General features: G+C 34.4%; 21 protein-coding genes. 6 read left to right on the forward strand and 15 right to left on the reverse strand.

The window, feature by feature from the left end:
* Positions 1–3 precede the first annotated feature (3 nt).
* The 6 genes from ACFPTQ_RS04030 to ACFPTQ_RS04055 all read left to right on the forward strand — a co-directional run bounded on the left by ACFPTQ_RS04030 (position 4) and on the right by ACFPTQ_RS04055 (position 7,511).
* The gene (locus ACFPTQ_RS04030) at positions 4–1,206 is read left to right on the forward strand and encodes a hypothetical protein (protein ID WP_379774169.1); all 1,203 of its coding nucleotides are present in this window, start codon (positions 4–6) and stop codon (positions 1,204–1,206) included.
* A 166-nt stretch (positions 1,207–1,372) separates the two neighbouring features.
* Positions 1,373–2,401 (forward strand): aldose epimerase family protein, encoded by a 1,029-nt coding sequence (locus ACFPTQ_RS04035; RefSeq protein WP_379774172.1) that lies wholly within the window; start codon positions 1,373–1,375, stop codon positions 2,399–2,401.
* A gap of 27 nt (positions 2,402–2,428) precedes the next feature.
* On the forward strand, positions 2,429–3,595 hold the full coding sequence (galK, locus tag ACFPTQ_RS04040; protein WP_379774174.1) for a galactokinase: 1,167 nt from the start codon (positions 2,429–2,431) through the stop codon (positions 3,593–3,595).
* Positions 3,596–3,600: 5 nt separating this feature from the next.
* A complete protein-coding gene (locus ACFPTQ_RS04045) occupies positions 3,601–4,650 on the forward strand; it encodes a UDP-glucose--hexose-1-phosphate uridylyltransferase (protein WP_379774177.1) in 1,050 nt (349 codons plus the stop codon).
* Positions 4,651–4,755: 105 nt separating this feature from the next.
* Positions 4,756–5,769 (forward strand): UDP-glucose 4-epimerase GalE, encoded by a 1,014-nt coding sequence (gene galE, locus ACFPTQ_RS04050; protein ID WP_379774180.1) that lies wholly within the window; start codon positions 4,756–4,758, stop codon positions 5,767–5,769.
* Between the two features lie 56 nt (positions 5,770–5,825).
* The gene (locus ACFPTQ_RS04055) at positions 5,826–7,511 is read left to right on the forward strand and encodes a sodium/sugar symporter (protein ID WP_379774183.1); all 1,686 of its coding nucleotides are present in this window, start codon (positions 5,826–5,828) and stop codon (positions 7,509–7,511) included.
* A 52-nt stretch (positions 7,512–7,563) separates the two neighbouring features.
* Here the strand turns inward: ACFPTQ_RS04055 and ACFPTQ_RS04060 are convergent, their stop codons facing one another.
* The 15 genes from ACFPTQ_RS04060 to ACFPTQ_RS04130 all read right to left on the reverse strand — a co-directional run bounded on the left by ACFPTQ_RS04060 (position 7,564) and on the right by ACFPTQ_RS04130 (position 23,056).
* Positions 7,564–8,004 (reverse strand): LexA family protein, encoded by a 441-nt coding sequence (locus ACFPTQ_RS04060; protein ID WP_379774185.1) that lies wholly within the window; start codon positions 8,002–8,004, stop codon positions 7,564–7,566.
* Positions 7,995–9,269, reverse strand: a complete 1,275-nt coding sequence (locus ACFPTQ_RS04065) for a Y-family DNA polymerase (protein WP_379774188.1) — start codon at positions 9,267–9,269, stop codon at positions 7,995–7,997. The genes ACFPTQ_RS04060 and ACFPTQ_RS04065 overlap by 10 nt, the downstream gene beginning before the upstream one ends.
* 287 nt (positions 9,270–9,556) lie before the next feature.
* Positions 9,557–10,546, reverse strand: coding sequence for a Gfo/Idh/MocA family protein (locus ACFPTQ_RS04070; protein WP_379774191.1), 990 nt, complete (start codon positions 10,544–10,546; stop codon positions 9,557–9,559).
* A 15-nt stretch (positions 10,547–10,561) separates the two neighbouring features.
* Positions 10,562–11,278, reverse strand: a complete 717-nt coding sequence (locus ACFPTQ_RS04075; protein ID WP_379774193.1) for a DsbA family oxidoreductase — start codon at positions 11,276–11,278, stop codon at positions 10,562–10,564.
* A gap of 149 nt (positions 11,279–11,427) precedes the next feature.
* Positions 11,428–12,798 (reverse strand): NADH-quinone oxidoreductase subunit N, encoded by a 1,371-nt coding sequence (locus tag ACFPTQ_RS04080; protein WP_379774195.1) that lies wholly within the window; start codon positions 12,796–12,798, stop codon positions 11,428–11,430.
* A gap of 52 nt (positions 12,799–12,850) precedes the next feature.
* On the reverse strand, positions 12,851–14,293 hold the full coding sequence (locus ACFPTQ_RS04085) for a complex I subunit 4 family protein (RefSeq protein ID WP_379774197.1): 1,443 nt from the start codon (positions 14,291–14,293) through the stop codon (positions 12,851–12,853).
* A gap of 9 nt (positions 14,294–14,302) precedes the next feature.
* Positions 14,303–16,186 carry an NADH-quinone oxidoreductase subunit L gene (gene nuoL, locus ACFPTQ_RS04090; protein WP_379774199.1) on the reverse strand — a complete coding sequence of 628 codons (1,884 nt, stop codon included), beginning with the start codon at positions 16,184–16,186 and terminating at the stop codon, positions 14,303–14,305.
* Between the two features lie 6 nt (positions 16,187–16,192).
* Entirely contained in the window at positions 16,193–16,513 is a 321-nt protein-coding gene (gene nuoK, locus ACFPTQ_RS04095; protein ID WP_026712543.1) for an NADH-quinone oxidoreductase subunit NuoK, read from the reverse strand.
* 1 nt (position 16,514) lies between these two features.
* The gene (locus ACFPTQ_RS04100; protein WP_379774201.1) at positions 16,515–17,054 is read right to left on the reverse strand and encodes an NADH-quinone oxidoreductase subunit J; all 540 of its coding nucleotides are present in this window, start codon (positions 17,052–17,054) and stop codon (positions 16,515–16,517) included.
* Entirely contained in the window at positions 17,055–17,618 is a 564-nt protein-coding gene (locus ACFPTQ_RS04105) for a NuoI/complex I 23 kDa subunit family protein (RefSeq protein WP_278034318.1), read from the reverse strand.
* A gap of 113 nt (positions 17,619–17,731) precedes the next feature.
* Positions 17,732–18,784, reverse strand: a complete 1,053-nt coding sequence (gene nuoH, locus ACFPTQ_RS04110) for an NADH-quinone oxidoreductase subunit NuoH (RefSeq protein ID WP_379774203.1) — start codon at positions 18,782–18,784, stop codon at positions 17,732–17,734.
* A 3-nt stretch (positions 18,785–18,787) separates the two neighbouring features.
* Complete coding sequence (locus ACFPTQ_RS04115; RefSeq protein ID WP_379774206.1) at positions 18,788–19,831, reverse strand: 2Fe-2S iron-sulfur cluster-binding protein; 1,044 nt, start codon at positions 19,829–19,831, stop codon at positions 18,788–18,790.
* Positions 19,832–19,905: 74 nt separating this feature from the next.
* Complete coding sequence (nuoF, locus tag ACFPTQ_RS04120; protein ID WP_379774209.1) at positions 19,906–21,282, reverse strand: NADH-quinone oxidoreductase subunit NuoF; 1,377 nt, start codon at positions 21,280–21,282, stop codon at positions 19,906–19,908.
* Position 21,283: 1 nt separating this feature from the next.
* Entirely contained in the window at positions 21,284–21,814 is a 531-nt protein-coding gene (locus ACFPTQ_RS04125; protein WP_379774212.1) for a complex I 24 kDa subunit family protein, read from the reverse strand.
* A gap of 3 nt (positions 21,815–21,817) precedes the next feature.
* Positions 21,818–23,056, reverse strand: a complete 1,239-nt coding sequence (locus ACFPTQ_RS04130; RefSeq protein WP_379774214.1) for an NADH-quinone oxidoreductase subunit D — start codon at positions 23,054–23,056, stop codon at positions 21,818–21,820.
* Between the last annotated feature and the right edge of the window lie 7 nt (positions 23,057–23,063).

The following is a 23,063-nucleotide window of genomic DNA, read 5'->3' on the forward strand; positions in this document are numbered from 1 at the left end:
ATTATGAGAAAAAATATTAACTTAATTTTACTGATTTTAGTTGCTTTGTATTCCTGTTCTTCAGGAAATTCTTCAGGAAATGATCCCGTAGTAGAAAACAATAACAATAGCATTGGTACTTTTGCGACATTAAAAACAAATGAAGCAGAGGATATTGCAGCTCTAAAAGCTGTTGTTTGGGGAGTCATTCAAAATGATGGAGGGAGTAGTGTTACGGAACGAGGGGTGTGTTATGGAACAACTACTAATCCTACTTATCAAGGAACAAAAAAATTGGCTAGTGTAATTAAAGGTTCTGGCGAGTTTAAAGTAGAACTAACAAATTTAGAAGGAGCCACTGTTTATTATGCAAGAGCTTATGTAGTAAATAAAAAAGGAGTTGCCTATGGTAATGAGATTAGTTTTAAAACTAAAGATCCAGCTTCGCCTTATTTAGTTTTTGGAACAATAAAAGTAGCAGGTGCTCAGGATTTGTTTTTTGATGTAATTCTAAAAGATCATGGTGATTTGATAATTCAGGAAATAGGGCTGGTTTATAATACTATTAAAGAACCTACTGTTGCTAATAATAAAATTGCACGATCAACGGTTGAAAGTAAATTTAAACAACGAATTTCTAATTTAACGCCAGAAACATTGTATTATGTGAGGCCTTATGCTATTACAGCTAATACGGTGTTATATGGAGAAGAATTTATAATTAGTACTATCAAAAAAGGAAATTTCACCTATTCTTTTAATGCAAACGGTGCAGATCAGGCTACAATAACTAGAATTAAAGCAGCTTTTGATACCGCAACCCAATATTACAATAATTTCACATCAATGGTAAAACATGTTACTGTGAATTATTCTCCTGGTACACCTACTGCGGATGCCACATTTGCTGGCTGGATTAATATGGGTGCAAATTCTGCCTATCAAAAAGCAGGGACAGCTATGCATGAAATGGCTCATACAGTTGGGGTAGGACAACATTCTAAATATTGGGAATTGATGGTAAACGGGAAATGGCAAGGTAAGCGAGCAAATGAAATTTTACAAATGATGACAAATGATCCATTAGCTTATGTGAAAGGAGATAGGACTCACTTTTGGCCTTATGGTGTTAATGGAGCGCATGAAGATGACGGAAGTGATTTTCTGTATATAATGAATGCTTTAATTTTACAGGGAATGAAAGCAGATGGTATGCCAAGTAATTAATTGATTTTATCAAGAGTTATGTATGCAAGGCATAAATGGAGCGATTCATTTATGCTTTTTGTTTTAATCTAGTGGTTATTTTTAAAAACTGGTAGGTACTGGTATATAATATATGTAGTTTGTTCCTATTTTTGCTTTCCCAACCCAAAATAAAAAAACCAAAGATATGTCAACTTCTGAAAATAATTTATCGACTCTGGACTATGATGCTCCTTTTTACGAATTAACAAATGGAAATGGAGCAGTGGTAAAAGTAATACCTTTTGGAGCTACAGTTACCTCCTTAAAAATTCCAACTAAAAATGGTGATTTAATTGATGTGGTTTTAGGTTTTGATTCGGTTGAAGGTTATGAAAAATCCTTTCAACTAGATGGATCGCCTTATATCGGAACAACAGTGGGACGCTATGCGGGAAGAATTAATGAAGGTAAATTTGAATTGAACGGGAAAACGTACCAATTAGCCATCAATAATGGACCAAATTCTTTACATGGAGGAATCGAGAACTTTAGTAAAAAAACATGGAAAGTCGAGGCTGTAACTACGGGCAAAAATCCTTCAATCACTTTGAGTTACAGTAGTGCTGCTAATGAGGAAAATTATCCTGGAGAACTTACCGTAAGTTTGACTTATACTTTATCTGAAGAAAACGAATTAATCCTTGATTATAAGGCAACAACGACTGAAGATACGATTATTAATTTGACTCATCATGGTTATTTTAATCTTGACGGACATCAATCTGATGTTAGTAATCAAGATTTAATTGTGTATGCTCAAAAAGTTTTAGAAACCAGAGAGGATTGTATTCCAACGGGTAAAATTTTAGATGTAGCAGATACTGTTTTTGACTATAGAACGGCTAAAAAATGTCCTAAAAGCATTGACAATACTTTTGTAGTGGAAAATAATGATGCTGTAAAAGCAACACTTTTTAGTTCATTAACCAATATTAAAATGGACGTTTATACCGATCAACCTGGTGTTCATATTTATGTGGGCGGTAATTGTGGGCCTGATTTAAAAGGAAAAGAGAATGCTTCGTATCATGCTTTAAGCGGAATTTGTTTTGAAACTCAAAATTTTCCAGATGCGCCTAATCACCCACATTTCCCATCTGCTGTTTTGAAAAAAGGAGAGGTTTACACGCAAAAAACGACCTATAAATTCCAGTCACTTTTAAGTGCTTTTTAAAAATAATACTACTTCAATTTCTAAAAAATGAATGATATTTTAATTAACAAAACAGAGAGCCATTTCAAGGAAACTTTTGGCTCTGAACCAAGTAAAATTGTCCTTTCTCCTGGACGAATCAACATTATTGGAGAGCATATCGATTATAATGACGGATATGTTTTGCCAGCTGCTATTGATAAAGTTATTTGCTTTGCTTTTGCAAAAAACAATACCAATACCACTAAAGTAATCGCTTTAGATCTTAATGATTCGTTTGAAATTGATGTTACGGCTGAGGTTAATTTAGACGATAACGCATGGACAAATTACATTAGAGGTGTAATTAATCAATTAAAAGTAAACGGATTCCAATTTGAAGGTGTAAATTGTGTGTTCAGTAGTAATATTCCTGTTGGTTCAGGTTTGTCTTCTTCTGCAGCTTTAGAGTGTGGTTTCTTATTTGGGATGAATGATTTGTTTAATTTGAATATTAAACCAATTGATATTGCTTTGTTAGGACAAAAAGCGGAGCATTGGGTAGGAATCAAATGCGGAATTATGGATCAGTTTTCGAGTGTAATGGGACTAGAAAACAAAGTGATTAAAATTGATTGCCGCACTTTAGAATATACGTATCACGAAGCTAATTTTAGTGATTATTCGTTGATTTTATTTGATTCGAATGTAAAACACTCGTTGATGACTTCGGCTTATAATGAAAGACGTCAACAATGTGAAGAAGGAATTGCGATTGTGAAGGCTAATTTCCCGGAAATTCAAAGTTTTAGAGATTGTACAGAACAAACAATCATTGATTTGAAAGACAAAATGAGTCATGATGTTTTTAGACGTTCTCTTTTTGTAGTTAAAGAAATCAACCGCGTCATTCAGGCTTGTGAGGCGTTAGACAATGGAAATATTGAATTGTTAGGCGAATTAATGTTTGCTACTCACGATGGCTTGTCTAAAGACTACGAAGTAAGCTGTGAAGAGCTGGATTTATTAGTGGATTTAGCCAAAGCAGAATCGGCTGTTATCGGTTCAAGACTTATGGGTGGCGGTTTTGGAGGCTGCACGATTAACTTAGTTAAAAAAGGACAAGAACAAATCATTAAAGATAAATTTTCAAAATTATACACGGAAGCTTTCGGAATTGAATTGAAAATTTATGACGTTAAAGTAAGTAACGGAACATCACTATACACTAAATAATGACTATGAGACAGTTTGATATTAATGAAGATCCACATAGACGATACAACCCTTTAATCAACGAATGGGTTTTAGTTTCTCCACATCGTGCCAAGAGACCTTGGCAAGGACAAAAAGAAGCTATTAATACAGTTGCTTTACCGGAATATGACCCAGAATGTTATTTATGTGCCGGAAATGTTCGTGCTAATGGTGAAGTAAATCCGCCTTACGAAAGTAGCTTTGTTTTTGATAATGATTTTGCGGCGCTAAAACAAGAACCTATTGCATTTGAAGGGAATGAAGAGCAAAGTTTCTTTAAAGCACAACCAGAAAGAGGGATTTCTAGAGTAGTGTGTTTTTCGCCAAAACACAATTTAACTTTACCTGAAATGGATGTGGATGGAATTATCGATATTATCCATACTTGGCAAAGAGAATATACCGATTTGGGTAGTATTGATTACATTAATCACGTTCAGATTTTTGAAAACAAAGGAAGTGTAATGGGATGTAGTAATCCGCATCCACACGGACAAATTTGGGCACAATCATCATTGCCTACACAGGTTGAGAAAACACAAAACAACCTAAAAGCGTATTACGATAAAAACGGAAGTAACTTATTGCAAGATTATTTACAACAAGAAATCTTGAAAAAAGAGCGTATTGTGGTAGAAAATGATCATTTTGCTGCGATTGTTCCTTTTTGGGCTATTTGGCCATTCGAAACTATGATTATTAGTAAACGTCATATCACTAAAATCACCGAATTTACAGAAGATGAAGTGGCAGCTTTTGCAGTAATTTTGAAACAATTAACGTCTAAATACGATAATCTTTTTGAAACGTCATTTCCTTATTCTTCAGGTATTCACCAAGCACCAACAGATGGTGAGGAGCATCCAGAGTGGCAATTCCACATGCATTTTTACCCGCCTTTATTGCGTTCGGCTTCAGTAAAGAAATTTATGGTAGGATACGAAATGATGGGCGAATCTCAAAGAGATATTACACCAGAGAAAAGTGCCGAAATGTTGAGAAACTTATCTGAGGTACATTACAAACAAAAATAAAAACGAAATTATGAAATCGCCAAAAATAACAAGTTTGCGTAAGCAAACATCAAAGATTAAAAAGGCGATACCATATAATACAGCTGAAAAATAAAATTTAATTATATGAAAATACTTGTAACGGGAGGTTTAGGTTTCATAGGTTCTCATACTGTAGTTGAATTACAAAACGAAGGTTTTGAGGTAGTGGTAATTGATAATTTATCTAATTCATCAGAAGATGTTTTAAAGGGAATTGAAGCCATTACAGGAAAGAAACCTCTTTTTGAAAAATTAGACTTAAGAGAAAAAGCAGCAGTTCAGGATTTTTTCAAAAGACATTCGGATGTAAACGGTGTTATCCATTTTGCAGCTTCGAAAGCTGTTGGTGAAAGCGTTGGGAATCCGTTGTTGTATTATGAAAACAACATCAATTCTTTAGTGTATTTGCTTCAGGAATTAGAGAAAAAAGAATCGGCTAACTTTATTTTTAGTTCTTCTTGTACGGTTTATGGTCAAGCTGAAACAATGCCTATTAATGAAGATTCTGCAGTACAACCAGCTATGTCCCCTTATGGAAATACAAAGCAAATTGGGGAAGAAATTATTACTGATGTGGCAAAAATAAGCGGTATTAACGCTATTTTGTTGCGTTATTTTAACCCAATTGGAGCGCATCCATCTGTTGAAATTGGTGAATTGCCAATTGGTGTTCCGCAAAATTTAGTACCATTTATTACGCAAACCGCAATTGGGTTGCGTAAAGAATTATTAGTTTACGGAAATGATTACCCAACACCAGATGGAACTTGTATTCGTGATTACATCCATGTGGTTGATTTGGCTAAAGCACACGTTATTGCTTTGCAACGTTTAATAAATAAAAAGAACGAAGCTAAAGTAGAAACTTTCAACTTAGGAACAGGAGTAGGAAGTTCAGTATTGGAAGTAATCAATGCTTTTGAAAAAGTGAGTGGTCAAAAATTGGCTTACCGAATCGTTGATAGAAGAGAAGGTGATGTTACCTTAGCTTATGCCAATACAGACAAAGCTAATCAAGTTCTAGGCTGGAAAACCCAATTGACTCTTGAAGAAGCTATGGCTAGTGCTTGGAAATGGGAACAAAAAATTAGAAGCTAAAAGCTTTTAGAATAGCTATCAATCAACCAATAATTAATAATTTAAAACTTTTTTTTATGAGCTCAACTCTCGGATTTGCAGATTATGCAGTCTTTATAATTTACTTTTTAATAGTATCTATTTATGGATACATTGTTTATCGCAAGCGCGAAAAAAACGAACACGATGCTAAGGCGTATTTCTTAGCCGAAGGGACTTTGACATGGTGGGCTATTGGAGCTTCACTGATTGCTTCTAATATTTCTGCTGAGCAGTTTATTGGGATGAGTGGAGAAGGTTTCTTTTTAGGGATTGCAGTTGCTGCCTACGAGTGGGTTGCTGCTATTGCCTTAATCATTATTGCGATTTGGTTTATTCCTGTTTATTTGAAAAACAAGATTTATACCATGCCACAATTCTTAAAAACAAGATACAATGAAACTACAGCATTGATTATGGCTGTTTTCTGGTTGTTTTTGTATGTTTTTGTAAACTTAACTTCTATTTTATACTTAGGAGCTGTAGCGATTAACGGTTTAGCAGGAGGAGAGTATCTTCATGCTATTATGTTAGGTTTAGCGGTATTTGCTTTGATTATCTCACTTGGAGGTATGAAAGTAGTGGCTTATACAGATGTTATTCAAGTAGCGGTATTGATTATTGGAGGTTTAGTAACTTCTTATATTGCTTTGACAACAGTAGGAGAATATTTTGGAGTAGGAAAAGATGCTATTGCAGGATTCAATGTATTAATGCAGGAAGCGCCAGAGCATTTCAAAATGATTATTCCACGTCCAACAGCTACTTCTACACAATTAGAAATTGATAAATACCTTACTTTCCCGGGGATTTTATCGTATTTAGCAGGTATCTGGATCATCAACTTGAACTATTGGGGATGTAACCAATACATCACACAAAGAGCACTTGGAGCCGACTTAACTACAGCTCGTACAGGAATTTTATTTGCAGGATTGTTAAAATTATTAATGCCTGTAATCGTAATGTTACCTGGTATTGCTGCTTATGTTTTATACGAAGGAGGTCATTTACCACAATTAGTAGGAGGAAAAGACGGTGCTTACTCGGCGATGTTGACATTCTTGCCTACAGGATTAAAAGGATTATCAGTGGCAGCATTAACAGCAGCTATTGTAGCTTCGTTAGCAGGTAAAGTAAATAGTATTTCTACGATTTATACTTTAGACGTTCATAAAAAATACATTCAAAAAAGTGCTTCAGATAGAGCTCAGGTAAACATTGGTAGATATGCTGTTTTTGCTTCTATGGTATTAGCTGTGTTGTTCACATGGAATGATGTATTGGGAATTGGAGGAGTAGGAGGATTTACTTATATCCAAAAATATACAGGATTTATTAGTCCTGGAGTATTTGCTATGTTCTTTTTAGGGATGTTCTGGAAGCGTACAACAGGAACTGCAGCTATTGTGGGAGTATTAGCAGGATTCTTGTTATCTGTTTTATTCAACGAGTATGCGCCAGCATTGTTTGGAAATGAGACGTTCTTATATACTGCTTGGCCAAATGGAAAAGGTGGATTTGAAATTCCATTCCACATTTGTATGGGATTATCATTTATGTTCACTATGCTTTTAATGGTTGCAGTGAGTTTCGCAGGACCAAAAGTGAACCCTAAAGCTTTTGAATTAGACACTGAAATGTTCAAGGTAAAACCACAAACAACAGTATTAATCATCATTACTTTATTAATTATCGCAGCTTTATACGTGAAGTTCTGGTAAGATTACAATAATAGTTTTAAATGCAAAAATGTGGAGTTGAATTTGTTCGACTTCACATTTTTTTTATCACATAGGTTACAATTCCCCAAATGATAAGTTGGTTTTCTTCGGTAACTTTTATGGGACTGTAATTATTGTTTTCAGGCATGAGATAGAGACAGTTTTTTTCAAGTTTAATGCGTTTTACGGTGAATTCGCCATCGATAAAGCAAACAGCGATTTTGTTGTCTTGCGGTTCAATACTTCGGTCTACAATCAATACGTCTTTGTCTTCAATTCCTGCATCAATCATCGAATTCCCTTTTACCTTAATATAAAAGGTAGCCAAGGGATTTTCGCTTAGTTCCTTATTTAAATCGATATTGTTTTCTGTAAAATCAGCTGCAGGCGAGGGAAATCCTGCCGAAACACCATCCGGAATGAAAGGAATTCGCAGTTCGCTTTCGTAATCTGGTTTGTGGAATGTGAGTTTTGGATCTTTTTTCATTCGCATCGTATTTCAAGAATATCTTTAAAACTAGTAGTGTATTTAGGCGATAAATGCCTTTGGTTCATGTCCCAAGTAAGATTTAAGTTTTGGCTTGCCAATTTTATTTTAGTATCCCCTAATTTTGAATTCAGTTGATCCATGACTTTCATTAAGGCTAAATGTTTTGGGTTTTCTTCTTCAAATAATTGAAACTGTTTTTGGTTTTCACCAATGAGTTCCGTAACAATAACACCTGCTTTTTTAAATTTCAAATGTTCGTTGCCTTTGTGTAATTGTTTGAATAATTCGACTGCAGTATTGGCTATGGTCAAAGTCGAATTGGTCGCAAAAGGCAAAGTCATTGCCTTGTTAAAATAGTATTGTGTGTTTTTGTTACTGTGTTTGTCAATAACAAGCATCACAATAATGGTATGACAACAGGATTTTTGCTTGCGTAATTTTTCGGCACAAACCGAAGCAAAGGTCGTGATACGTTCCCGTAGTAAATCAAATTCTGCTATTTGTTTGGGAAAACTTCGTGTTATGGAAATGCTTTTCTTTTGTTCTACAATTGGTTCAAGTTCTAAAACGGCTTTACCTTCCAATTCTGCTTTTAAGCGGAGTCCCACTACTCCCATTTCTCTCTTTATCCAGGCTTCGTGTTGTGGCTGAATAAAGTCAAAAGCCGTGTTGATGTTTCGTATTTTAGCTTTCTTAGTAGTTCGGTATCCAATGCCCCAAACATCTTCAATTTTAGTCCATTTTAAGGCTTTGATTCGTTTTTCTTCAGAGTCAATTACATAAGCACCTAGTGTGCGTTCTTGGAATTTTTTAGCAATTTTATTGGCAACTTTTGATAAGGCTTTGGTTTCAGCAAATCCAATACAAACTGGAATACCAATCCATTTTAGAACCCTTTTTTTGATTTGGATGCCATAATCGTGGTAATCTGTAATGTTTAATCCATCAAAATTAAGAAAGGCTTCGTCTATACTATATATTTCTACATTTGGTGTAAACTGTTGGAGTACTTCCATCACGCGACGACTTAAATCACCATAAAGAGCATAATTGGATGAAAACACTTTTACATCTTTCTCTTTTATCAAATCTTTGATTTGGAACGCTGGTACGCCCATTGCAATTCCTGCAGTCTTGGCTTCATTACTTCTAGATATAACACAGCCATCGTTGTTAGATAATATCGCAACGGCTTTTCCGTTGAGTTCCGGTTGGAAAACACGTTCACAGGAAGCATAAAAATTATTACAATCGACTAAAGCATACATACTACAAAATTACATATTAGTATGCTTTTTATACGTTTTGAATTAGATTTTTGTTTATGAGCCACTATATTTTTATAGGACTTATTTTTCGCTGAGGATTTATTTGTTTTTATTTTTTCAGGTTAACTTTATTGTAAATTCTTGAAGTTTTTAAAATAATTGCAACTGTTATTTCTTTTTGGCACGATATGTGTTATTGTTTTTTTGGTTAGAAATTTGCTATTGGTTAGTAATTAATTAGTTTGTGTAGTTAGTTAAAAAGCTTCAGGTGGTTCTGAAGCTTTTTTTTATATTGAATTCATAATTTTATCCATGATCCAACTAGTGTGTAGGGCTGTTTTTCCTCCAGAGGGATGTATTCCATTGCCCAATAGTTGTTCTTTCATAGCTTCAACATGGTGTAATTGTACGTTTTCAGGATGTTCAATTAGTAAAGATTCAGTCCCATTTTCATTTGTAAGTACAATTGGATTTTCGTCAAACACTGAAAATTCTATCGTTCCTTTGCTTCCGTAGATGATTACTTTGTCCTCTCTTTTTGTAGATCCAAAATTCCAACTTCCAGTTCCTGTAATCCCCGTTTTGTGTATCCAGCAAGCGACTAAAGCATCTTTTGCGGAATATAAGTTTTGCTGGTTAGTACTTATACCTGAAACTTCTTCGAATTCGCCCAGTAAAAAATGAAATAAATCCAATCCATGACTAGCTAAATCATCAAAATAACCGCCTTTAGCTACATTTGCATCTGTACGCCAGTTGTAAATTCCTGATAAATCCTGTGCAGAGGCAGGTTTGCTTAAATGCCAGTTGATATGACGGATTTCTCCAATACTATTAGCATCCAACCATTTTTTTATTTGTGTAAATCGAGGTAGAGAACGACGATAATAAGCAACAAAAAGGGGTACTTTTTTGGTTTTAAATGCTTCATATATTGCTACACAATCATCATAACTAGGAGCTAATGGTTTTTCTATACAACATATTTTTCCTGCTTCAGCTACTTTTAAAGCATAAAGTTTATGTGAATCCGGCGGTGTAGCAATGTAAACAGCGTCTACTTCTGGATCATTGATTAGTGCATCAGCATCCGAATAGAATTTTTTTATACCGTGTCTTTTGGCATAATCTTCTGCTTTTTCCGCATCTCTGCGCATTACGGCTACAATTTCAAATCCTTCGGTTTTTTGATAGGCAGGACCACTTTTCTTTTCAGTAACATCTCCACAACCTATAATTCCCCATTTGATGATTTTTTTTTGTTCAGAAGTATTCATTTTTATCCTTTTTCTTTAATTACATCCATCTATGCCGCAGCTAGCATTGTTTTCGGTATTCAAGATAGTAATTTGTGAATTAAACTGTCCTTCTTCCCATACCTTTTCTAAAGTTTTTATAAAGGTTTCTTTGTGTTGGGCGCCTGAAATAGCATATTTGTTTTCAAATACAAAAAAGGGCACTCCTTGTATTCCAATTTTTTGTGCAAGTTCGATATCTTGTTTTACTTCTTCTGAGAACTCATCTGATTTAAGTACGTTTTCAATACTAATTGTTTCAAGTCCTGCTTCTAAACCTAATTGTTTTAATGTTTCATTGTCATCTACATTTTTTCCATCCGTAAAATAGGCTTTAAAAAGTAATTCTTTAAGTGTGTTTCCCAGCTTTTGTTTTTTAGCTAAATGAAGTAATCGATGTGCTTTGAATGTATTGGCCATTATAGATTTTTCAAAATGAAATTCTAATCCCGATTGTGCTGCATTTTGAGTCGTATTTTCTAACATTTCTAGAGCCCATTCTTTGTTTTTTTGATACTTTTCGGCTAAATGTTCGGCTAAATTATCATTTTCTTCTGCAATAAAATAGGGGTCTAATTGGAAACTTTTCCATTCTATTTCAATGGCATCCTGATGTCCAAATTGGACTAATGCCTGTTCTAATCTTCTTTTACCGATATAACAAAAAGGACATACAATATCCGACCAAATTTGAATCTTTAATTTATTTTCCATCTTTTTAACTTTAATATTTGTATATACAAATGTATGGTTTCTTTTCCTAAGTTGTTGTTTCTTTAAGTTTTAATTAGGAATGGTTTAGATGTAAATAAAAAAACCATCAAAACGAATCTTGATGGTTTGTATATATTTTGATTGTTTGACTATATTAAATCCAAAACAATTGAAGGGAAAAATCCCAAAGCAATGTTTAAAATTATAGCAACTACTGCAACTATATAGTAAAGTATAGGAGTAGGGATTTTAGCTTCATTAGGTTCTTTAGTATACATTGCTAAAATTAATTTGAAATAATAGCCAACACTTATAATAGAGTTAATTACAGCTACAATCACTAAGGCTATGAAACCAGCTTGAATAGTTTGTGTAAACAAGAATAATTTAGCAAAGAAACCTCCGAAAATTGGAATACCAGCCATTGATAACAATGATGCAGTTAATATAGCAGCCATTAACGGATTGTTTTTTCCTAAACCATGGAAGTTATTAATATCTTCATTTTCTCTTGTTTTACAAACGTATAATATTACCGTGAAGGCTGCAATACCAGCTAAGGCATATGCAGAGGTGTAATATAATAATGTTCCTGAAGATTTTTCGGTACTTAATAAAGTCATTAACATAAAACCGGCATGTGAAATACCTGAAAAGGCAAGCATACGTTTTACGTTTATTTGACGTAATGCCATTATATTTCCAACAGTCATAGAAGCAATAGACACAATTACAATAACCAATTGGAAAGCTGGAGAAATATCAGCATTCATTGTTTTTACTAATTTGTAAAGTGTGGCAATAGCTACCACTTTTGCTAAAGTACTCATTAACGCAGTTGTCAAAGCTGGTGAACCTTCATAGACATCTGGAGCCCAGAAATGGAATGGAACAGCTGCAATTTTGAAAAGCATTCCTATAAAAACCAATACAATTCCAATAGGAAACCAAATTGGTAATTCAGCTGAGTGTGATAATTCGCTTATTTCAGCAATATCAAAACTTCCCATCGCTCCATATATCAAACAGATTCCAAAAAGGATAATCCCTGAGGCAAACGAACCCATTAAGAAATATTTCAAACCGGCTTCGTTACTTTTAATACTTGTACGATTGCTTGATGCTAATACATAAAGGGCAATTGATAGTACTTCGATTCCTAAAAAGAACATCGCTAAGTTTCCAAAAGAAACCATTGCTACTGCTCCAGCTAATAAGAATAGTTTTATCGCGATAAAATCTGAGAATTTTGATGGACGATTTTCATAAAATTTTTGTCCTAAGCTTACTAAGAATATTGTCAAAATGATAAATAACGCTGAAAAGGCTGACGAATATTTACCCACTACAATCATATTGTTGTAATAAGCAACAGGCGATTCGTTAATTTCTGAAATATCTAATCCCAGAATAGCTAGTAATCCAATTACTACTATTGGAACGATTGCTTTTCTAGCATCAAAAATTTCAAATAAAAGGCATAAAACACCTAATCCAATTATAGCTATTAATGTATTCATATTTTTTATTGTGATTCAGGATTAGAACCTGATATTAAATAGTCGGTCTTTATTATTGAATTTTAAACAATGTTCTCAGTATCTGATCCAAAGCGGGAGTAATCAAATCATTTATTGGTTTTGGATACAAACCAAAAATGAAAATTACCGCAATGATGATTACTAAAACCAAAGTTTCATGAAAATTAACATCAGCAAAAACTCTTGTATTGGTTTCACCAAGCATTACTTGTTGGTACATTTTCAACATGTAATAAGCTCCTAAAATAATAGTTGTTCCTCCCAATAAAGCAAACCACAAATTGATTTGTGATAAACTGTATAATACGGTAAACTCTCCAACAAAGTTAAAGGTTGTTGGTAAAGCTACAGAAGCTAAAACTAAAATCATGAACAAAGAAGCAAATTTTGGTGCCTGTGAACGAATGCCACCCATATCGGCAATGTTTCTGGTTTCATATCTTCTGTAGATAATTTCGGCAGCAAAGAACAAACCTACTACCACAAAACCGTGAGCTAACATTTGTAAAACAGCTCCTCTTAAACCATCGATATTTAAAGTATAACAACCAGCCGCAATTAAACCTACGTGAGCTAATGAAGAATAAGCCAATAATTTTTTCAAATCTCTTTGTCTTAACGCTACAATGGAACCATAGATTACACCTGCAATCCCTAAACCGATTAGTATTGGTAAATAGGTTTTAGAAGCAATAGGAGCTAATGGAAGTTGCCAACGTAAAACACTATACAATCCCATTTTAAGCATAATACCTGATAAAAGCATTGTTCCAACAGTAGGTGCTTTTTGGTAAACCTGTGCCTGCCAAGTGTGGAATGGAATAATTGGAATTTTAATAGCATAAGCTAAGAAGAAAGCCCAGAAAATGAAGAATTGCTCCATTTTGTCTAATTCAACTTTGTATAAATCTTGAATTAAGAAGCTTCCAGACTTTTGATATAAATACACAAATGCAATTAGCATAAATAAGGAACCTGCAAGTGTGTAGATAAAGAATTTAACTACCGCTTTTTTGCGTTCTTCTACATCACCATTACCCCAAATTAATGCAATAAAGTAAATTGGAATTAGGGCCAACTCCCAAAAAATATAATACAACAAACCATCGGAAGCTAAGAATGTTCCTGTCATAGCAAAAGACATAAACAAGATCAAAGCATAAAATGATTTTGCATTTTTGTATTCATTCCCAAAAGATGAATAAATAATCAAAGGAGTTAATGCAGTAGCAAGTAATAACATGATTAATGATAAACCATCTGCAGTTAATGAATAAGCTATAGATGGGTTATTAATCCAATAGGTAAAGAAACTAATATTTTCACCTGCATTATAACTGTTTAATAACGCAATAGATAGTCCAAAAGCAACTAAGCTGAATAATAATGCCACTTTTGAAGCCAGTTTATCGCCAGCAAAGTAAGTAGCAAATGCGCCAACAAGAAGTATAATTAATAGTACTGATACGTTCATGATATAAAATTATTGAGCTAAAAATAAATAAGTTACTATACTGCAAAGTCCTAATACAAATACGAACAAGTAAAATCCAATACTTCCTGTTTGTAATTTTCTTCCTTGATAACTTATTTCGTTGGTTACTTTTCCTAATCCAAAAACTAAAGCAGATAATGTTGTTTCTACATAATCTCTAAAGAATTTTGACAAGCCATTAATAGAGTTTACAAAAATCACATCGTAAATTTCATCAATATAATATTTGTTGTAAAGTACTTTAGCTAAACCTGTAATTTCTGAATCCTGAGAAGGAACTTGTATTTGTTTAATGTATTTTACAAAAGCAATGATAATACCAATTAATCCCCCTGCAACTGCTACCGCCATTAGTGCATATTCTTTTGTTCCAAAATGATGTGCTTCATGCGCTTCTTTTGAAAATAAAGGTGCTAAATAACCATTTAACCAGCTATTAGTTGGTAAACTTATTGCTCCACCAATAGTTGCTAAAATAGCTAATACAATCAATGGAAAAGTAATTAAAGCCGGACTTTCGTGTAAGTGACTTTTTTGGTGTTCAGTACCTCTAAAATCAGTATAGAAAGTTAAGTACAATAAACGGAACATATAGAAAGCTGTCATTAACGAAGCTAAAGAAGCAATAACCCAAAGAACCGTGTTATGTTCAAAAGCAGTCATTAATATTTCATCTTTCGAGAAAAATCCTGAAAAAGGAGGAATTCCTGAAATAGCTAATGTTGAAAGTAAGAAAGTGATAAAGGTAATACCCATAACTTTTTTCAATCCTCCCATGTTACGCATGTCTTGTTCTCCGTGTAAAGCATGGATTACTGAACCAGATCCAAGGAATAAACAAGCTTTAAAGAAAGCATGAGTGATTACGTGGAAAACGGCAATTTCGTATGCTCCAAATCCTAAAGCTAAGAACATTAATCCCAATTGTGATACTGTAGAATAAGCCAATACTTTTTTGATATCCGTTTGAACCAAAGCAATAGTAGCAGCTACTAAAGAGGTTACAGCACCAATGATGGCAATGAAGTTTTGTACTTCTGGAGCTAAATCAAAAACATAATTCAATCGGGTAATCATAAATATACCTGCAGTTACCATCGTAGCCGCGTGGATTAAAGCCGAAACCGGTGTTGGTCCCGCCATCGCATCAGGCAACCAAGTGTACAATGGAATTTGAGCCGATTTACCACATGCTCCAATGAACAAAGCAAAAGCAGCTAATGATATTAGGGATAAATCTACATTGCTAGATGAAGCAATGGCTGTTTTTAAAGTAGTATAATCTAAAGTTGAGAACATAGCACCAATGATAAAAATACCAATTAGTAATCCTAAGTCTCCTATTCTGTTCATGATGAAAGCTTTCTTTGCCGCATCATTATAATCTTGGTTTTTATGCCAAAACCCGATAAGTAAGTAAGAACAAAGTCCTACACCTTCCCAACCAATGAAAAGTACTAATAAGTTGCTTCCAACAACCAATGTAATCATGAAGAAGATGAACAAATTCAAATAAGCAAAAAACTTGTGCATATTTTCATCATCATGCATGTAGCTGATAGAATACAAGTGAATCAACGAACCAATTCCAGTTACAAAAAGCAACCATAAAACTGATAATTGATCTAAAAGAAAACCAAAATCAACTCTGAAATTACTAATTTGAATCCAATCGAATAGTTTGATACTAATCGGTTGTTGGTCAATATTTATTTTTGAAAAGAAACAAAGTGTAAGCGCAAATGAGAAAACCACAGTTAATGTTCCCACTACACCTGAAGCTGTTTTGCCAATATTTTTTCCAAAGAAAATATTAAATAAAAATCCTAAAAGAGGAGCTAATAATAAGAGTAAAGCTAAATTCGTATTCATTATCGTTTATCCTTTTAAGTTTTTTAAATTATTAATATCAATCGAACCTAAATTTCTAAAAATCGATACTAAAATAGCTAAACCTACTGCTACTTCGGCTGCTGCTACTGCCATAGAGAAAAACACAAAAACCTGTCCTTGTGCATCCTGATGATAGGTTGAAAATGCCACAAACAATAAGTTTACTGCATTCAACATAATTTCTATCGACATAAATACGATGATAGCATTTCGTCTGTATAACACTCCAAAAACTCCAATACAAAACAGTATTACAGAAAGGAAGATATAATTCTCAATGCCTATTTCATTTAAAATATTAGTCATTTTATTTCTCCGTTTTTTCTTTTTTAGACAATAGTACAACTCCAATCATTGCTACTAAAAGCAAGATAGAAGCAAATTCAAAAGGAACCATATATTCGTTCAATAATACGTTTCCTAAAACCTTTATAGATTGGTAATCTTCTCCAGTAGCAATATATTCTCCTTCAATTGGTTTAGAATTGATAAATACCAAAATCAAAACAATACAGATTAAACAAAAAGAAACAATTGCTCCCAATCGGGTAATACGTGGTTTGTGTACTTCATTTTCTTTATTCAAATTCATTAACATCAGTGTAAATAAGAATAAGATCATAATAGCTCCCGAATACACTATAATATGTACAATTGCCAAAAATTGCGCATTCAATAGTAAATAATGTCCAGCGATAGTGAAAAAACAAATCACTAAGTACAATGCACTATGAATAGGGTTTCTACTAAAAATAGCTAAGAAAGCGGTAATAACAGTGATAAATGCCAGAATACAAAATAGAATTTGTATAGTAGTTGCGTTTGCAAAATCAGGTATATGTATCATTTAGTTAGCGTTTTTAAGCCCGCCCGCTGCAAGCTGGTTAGTATTCTTTATAGCCATTTCTAAAGGCATCACTAATCTATCTTTTCCAAAAATAAAATCCTCTCTTTCATAACTGGAAGGAACTAATACTTTTGAAGTAGTTAAGTAAATAGCGTCTTTAGGACACGCCTCTTCACAAAGTCCGCAAAAAATACAGCGTAACATATTAATTTCGTATATCTCTGCATATTTCTCTTCACGGTATAAGTGTTTCTCATCCGCTTTACGCTCTGCTGCCTTCATAGTGATGGCTTCCGCAGGACAAGACAAAGCACATAAACCGCAAGCGGTACAGTTTTCTCTTCCTTGTTCGTCACGTTTCAACATGTGTTGTCCACGATATACGGGACTCATCGTACGTACTTGTTCTGGATACATAATAGTAACCTTCTTAGAAAACAAGTGTTTTAGGGTAATAATTAATCCTTTTACAATCGCAACAAGATATAAACGCTCTAAAAAAGTCATCTCTTTGTTAGAGACTTGCTTTTTTCTTCCCGATAAGGATATGGTTTCTATTGACATCTTTTTTATTTTTATTTGAAGCTATTCCCGCTATTCGTTTCAATCTTTTAAGTTTTAAAGAAAAACTTAAAAGGATTTCCACTGCTATCGGGGCTAATACAACTCTTTGCTAATTAAAATCCTAAGAATGCTAGTAATTCATGTCTTAAAATTACAATTCCCGTAATCATGATGTTTAAAATCGAAAGTGGAATTAAAATTCTCCATCCCAAATGCATCAATTGATCGTATCTAAATCTTGGGATTGTCCATCTTACCCACATATAAAAGAAAATGAAGAAACATATTTTAGCAAATAAAACTCCAATTCCTATAATGTTAGCAATATTTACACCCCAGTTTTCTACAGCCCAACTCATTCCTGGATAATTGTAACCACCAAAGAATAATATAGCCAAGATGGTAGAAGAGATAAACATACTTGCATATTCAGCAAATAAATAGAATCCCATTTTCATCGAAGAGTATTCAGTGTGATAACCACCAATTAATTCACTTTCACATTCTGCTAAATCAAAAGGAGTTCTGTTCGTTTCAGCAAATGAACAAATTAAAAAGATTAAGAACGACAGCGGTTGGTAAAACACATTCCATTTTAAACCTTCCTGTTGCAAACTTATTTCTCTTAGACTCAAGGTTCCTGTCATCATCAACAATGCAATTATAGATAATCCCATGGCAATTTCATAAGAAACCATTTGAGATCCAGCACGAACAGCACCCATTAAAGAAAATTTGTTGTTAGATGCCCATCCACCTATCATGATGCCATAAACACCAATAGAAAGAATGGCAAAAATGTACAACATGGCATTGTCGATATCCGAAGCCTGTAAAATAATATCTCTTCCAAATAAATGAAAATGATCTCCCCAAGGGATTACAGCACTTGTCATCAATGCTGTACTCATAGCAATCGCTGGACCAACATAAAATAAGAATTTATTTGGAGTGTTTGGTTCAAATTCCTCTTTAGCAAATAATTTCATTCCATCTGCTAATGGTTGTAATAAACCTCCTTTTCCTGCTCTATTAGGTCCTATACGGTCTTGCAACCAGGCTGCAATTTTACGTTCAGCAAGTGTAGAATACATGGCCATAACCATCGTAATGGCAAAGACAGCCAGAATGATCACACTTTTTTCTATAATAATTGTACTGTCCATTTTTTATAGATTACCATTTTTAAATTCTTCTTGCTCTTCTTTGTTCAACGGGATTGCCGTCATACTGATTTTTTTACGGTCTTGTTCTCTACCTTTCAAAATTCCTTCTTCAGTAGCAATGTGTACCGTATCCATTTTTCTGGTGTAATTGTTTTGGTTGATAACCGAATCTTTATCGAATTTTTTTGGTCCTTCAATTACCCAGTCAGCAGGATCTTTGTGGTCAAAACGACATTCGTTACAAATAAATTCTTCCACCTCGTGGTATTGATCTTTTCGACCTGTTACTCTTTGAATTTCGTTACCAAACATCCAAACAGTTGTTTTTCCACAACATTTATCACAATCTCTGTGAGCATTATAAGGCTTGTTAAACCAAACTCTTGATTTGAAACGGAACGTTTTGTCAGTTAATGCTCCAACTGGGCATACATCAATCATGTTACCTGAGAATTCATTATCAATTGCCTTAGAAATACAAGTCGAAATATTAGCATGGTCTCCACGGTCTAATACTCCATGAACTCTATTATCTGTTAATTGATCAGCAACAGCAACACAACGTTGACATAAAATACAACGGTTCATGTGCAATTGAATATTCGGACCAATATCTTCTGGTTCAAAAGTTCTTTTTTCTTCAATAAAACGGGTCTTCGATTTTCCGTGTTCAAAGCTTAAATCCTGCAAATCACATTCTCCAGCTTGATCGCAAATAGGACAATCTAATGGGTGGTTGATTAATAAAAATTCGGTTACTGACTGACGTGCTTCACGTACACGATCTGAATTTTTACTATTTACTTCCATACCATCCATACATCCTGTTACACAAGATGCCATCAATTTAGGCATTGGTCTTGGATCGGCATCACTACCTTTTGACACTTCCACTAAACAACAACGGCATTTACCTCCCGTTTTCTCTAGTTTAGAATAATAGCACATTGCAGGCGGAACTGATTCTCCTCCTATCATACGAGCAGCTTGCAGGATGGTAGTTCCTGGTGCTACTTCTATGCTTTGACCGTCTATTGTTACTTTCATTTATTCTTTTGTTTTTTTAGTTTCAGGTTTAAAAGTTTCAGGTTAACTAACTTCAAAACTTTAAACTTCTAACTTTAAACTATTTTATACTGTTTGTTTTGCACCAAATGTCTTACTTTCTCAAAAGGCTCAGCAACAAAGTGATCTCTGTTTTTGATTCTTTCTGGGAAACGAATATGATATTCAAATTCTTCTCTAAAATGACGAATAGCTGCAGCTACTGGCCACGATGCGGCATCTCCTAATGGACAGATCGTGTTTCCTTCAATTTTACTTTGAATACTCCACAATAATTCGATGTCTTCTTCACGACCCTGACCATTTTCAATACGCCATAAAACTTTTTCTAACCATCCTGTTCCTTCTCGACATGGAGTACATTGCCCACATGATTCGTGGTGGTAGAAACGTGAGAAATTCCAAGTGTTACGTACAATACAAGCCGTATCATCGTACACGATAAATCCTCCTGAACCTAACATCGAACCCGTTGTAAATCCACCATCACTTAAGGATTCGTAAGTCATTAAACGATCTTCACCATTTGCTGTTTTAAAAATCAAATCAGCTGGTAAAATTGGCACTGATGAACCTCCAGGCACTAATGCTTTTAAAGGACGACTTGAACTCATTCCTCCTAAATATTCATCAGAATTCATGAATTCGTCAACGCTTAATCCTAATTCAATTTCGTAAACTCCAGGATTTTTGATATTTCCAGATGCCGAAATTAATTTAGTTCCTGTTGATCTTCCGATTCCAATTTTTGCATAATCATCACCTGAATTATTTACAATCCATGGCACTGCTGCTATAGTTTCTACATTATTTACCACTGTTGGGTTCGCCCAAAGTCCTGAAACGGCTGGGAATGGTGGTTTGATACGTGGATTTCCTCTTTTACCTTCTAATGATTCGATTAAAGCGGTTTCTTCTCCACAAATGTAAGCACCTGCACCACAGTGAACGTGTAATTCTAAGTCGTAACCTGTTCCTAAAATATTTTTCCCTAACCATCCTGCAGCTTTAGCCTCAGCAATCGCTCTTTCTAATATTTTAAAAACCCACATGTATTCTCCACGAATGTAGATGTACGAGCGGTTAGCGCCCAAGGCATAACTGGAAGTAATCATTCCTTCGATTAATAAGTGAGGAATAAATTCCATCAAATACCTATCTTTGAATGTTCCTGGTTCTGACTCATCCGCATTACAAACCAAGTGTCTTGGTTTTCCTGATTTTTTGTCAATAAAACTCCATTTCATTCCGGCTGGGAAACCTGCACCACCACGACCTCTAAGCCCTGATTTTTTTACTTCCTCAACGACATCGTCAGGAGTCATTGTTTTCATGGCTTTTTCAACAGAAGCATAACCGCCATGTTGACGGTAAACTTCATAGGTTTTAATCCCTGGAACGTTGATTTTGTCTAATAATATTTTTCTTGACATCTTATTTATCGTGTAATATTATTTTATTATCTCGGCAATCAGCAATTAACTGATCGATTTTTTCTTTCGTTAAATGCTCTTTGTAAAAATCACCTAATTGCATCATTGGAGCATATCCGCAAGCGCCTAAACATTCTACCCCTCTTACTTCGAAAAGACCGTCTGGAGTCGTTTCACCGATGCCTACACCTAATTTTTCGCAGGTATAATCCATTAAATCTTCAACTCCGTTTAGACAGCAGCAAGAAGTTTGACAAAACTCAAACATGTATTTCCCAATAGGTCTTAGGTTAAACATGGTGTAGAAAGTAGCTACTTCGTAAACTTCAATCGGCAGGATTTCAAGAATTTCAGCAACTTTATCCATTAGTTCAACACTTAGCCAGTTGTCATGAGCATCCTGAACTTCGTGTAAAACAGGCAATAAAGCCGATTTCTTTTTGTCTTCAGGGTAATGACTTATTAATTCATTGATGCGGTTCATCAATGTTTCGGTCATATTTATTTCTTGTTTGTGATGTGTGCGTTCCATAATTTATGCGTCTAATTCTCCAGCAATTACATTTAAACTGGATAAAATAACAATGGCATCTGATAATAATGCGCCTTTTATCATTTCAGGATAAGCTTGGTAGTATATAAAACAAGGTCTTCTAAAGTGAAGTCTGTATGGAGTACGACTACCGTCAGTTACTAAATAGAAACCAACTTCTCCATTTCCTCCTTCTACTGGATGATAGATTTCGGCAACTGGAACAGGAACTTCTCCCATTACAATTTTGAAATGATAGATTAAGGATTCCATGTTGTGGTAAACATCTTCTTTTGGAGGCAAATAGTAATCTGGAACTTCGGCATGGTATTCGTTTCCAGCTGGCATTTTATCTAACGCCTGACGAATGATGCTTAAACTTTCCCAAACTTCGGCATTACGCACACAAAAACGGTCGTACGTATCACCTGATTTTCCTACTGGGATTTTAAAGTCAAAATCTTCGTAAGAGCTATATGGTTGTGCTACACGAACATCATAATCCACACCAGCAGCACGTAAATTAGGTCCTGTAAAACCGTATGCCATGGCTTTTTCAGCAGAAATAGCTCCAACGTTTACAGTTCTATCTATAAAAATTCGGTTTCTTTCAAATAAGTTTTCAAATTCTTTCCAGGCAACCGGGAATTCTTCTAAAAATGTGTTTAGTAATTCAAAAGCTCTTGGTGACCAATCTCTTTCAAAACCACCAATTCTACCCATGTTTGTTGTTAAACGAGCTCCACAGATTTCCTCGTAAATTTCGTATACTTTTTCTCTAAATTGGAAAACATATAGGAAACCAGAATAAGCTCCTGTATCTACACCTAAAATCGAATTACAAATTAAGTGATCGGTAATTCTAGCTAATTCCATTACAATAACTCTTAAATATTGAGCTCGTTTTGGAACTTCAATATTTAGTAATTTTTCTAGAGTCATCCACCATCCCATATTATTAATAGGAGAGGAGCAATAGTTCATACGGTCTGTAAGAGGGGTGATTTGATAGAAAGGACGATTTTCGGCAATTTTTTCAAAAGCACGATGGATATAACCAATAGTAGGTTCGGCATCCAGAATTCGTTCTCCATCCATCAACAGAATATTTTGGAAAATTCCGTGTGTAGCTGGGTGAGTAGGACCTAAATTCAAGATAGAAAGCTCGCTTCCGTCTTCATTTGATCGCTCTTTTATTATTTTAGCATAGCGATGCTCTGGTGGTAATAATAGTTCTGACATTTATAGA

This window comes from Flavobacterium sp. GCM10022190, from assembly GCF_042656445.1.
In the GTDB taxonomy this organism is placed as follows: Bacteria; Bacteroidota; Bacteroidia; order Flavobacteriales; family Flavobacteriaceae; genus Flavobacterium; species Flavobacterium nitratireducens.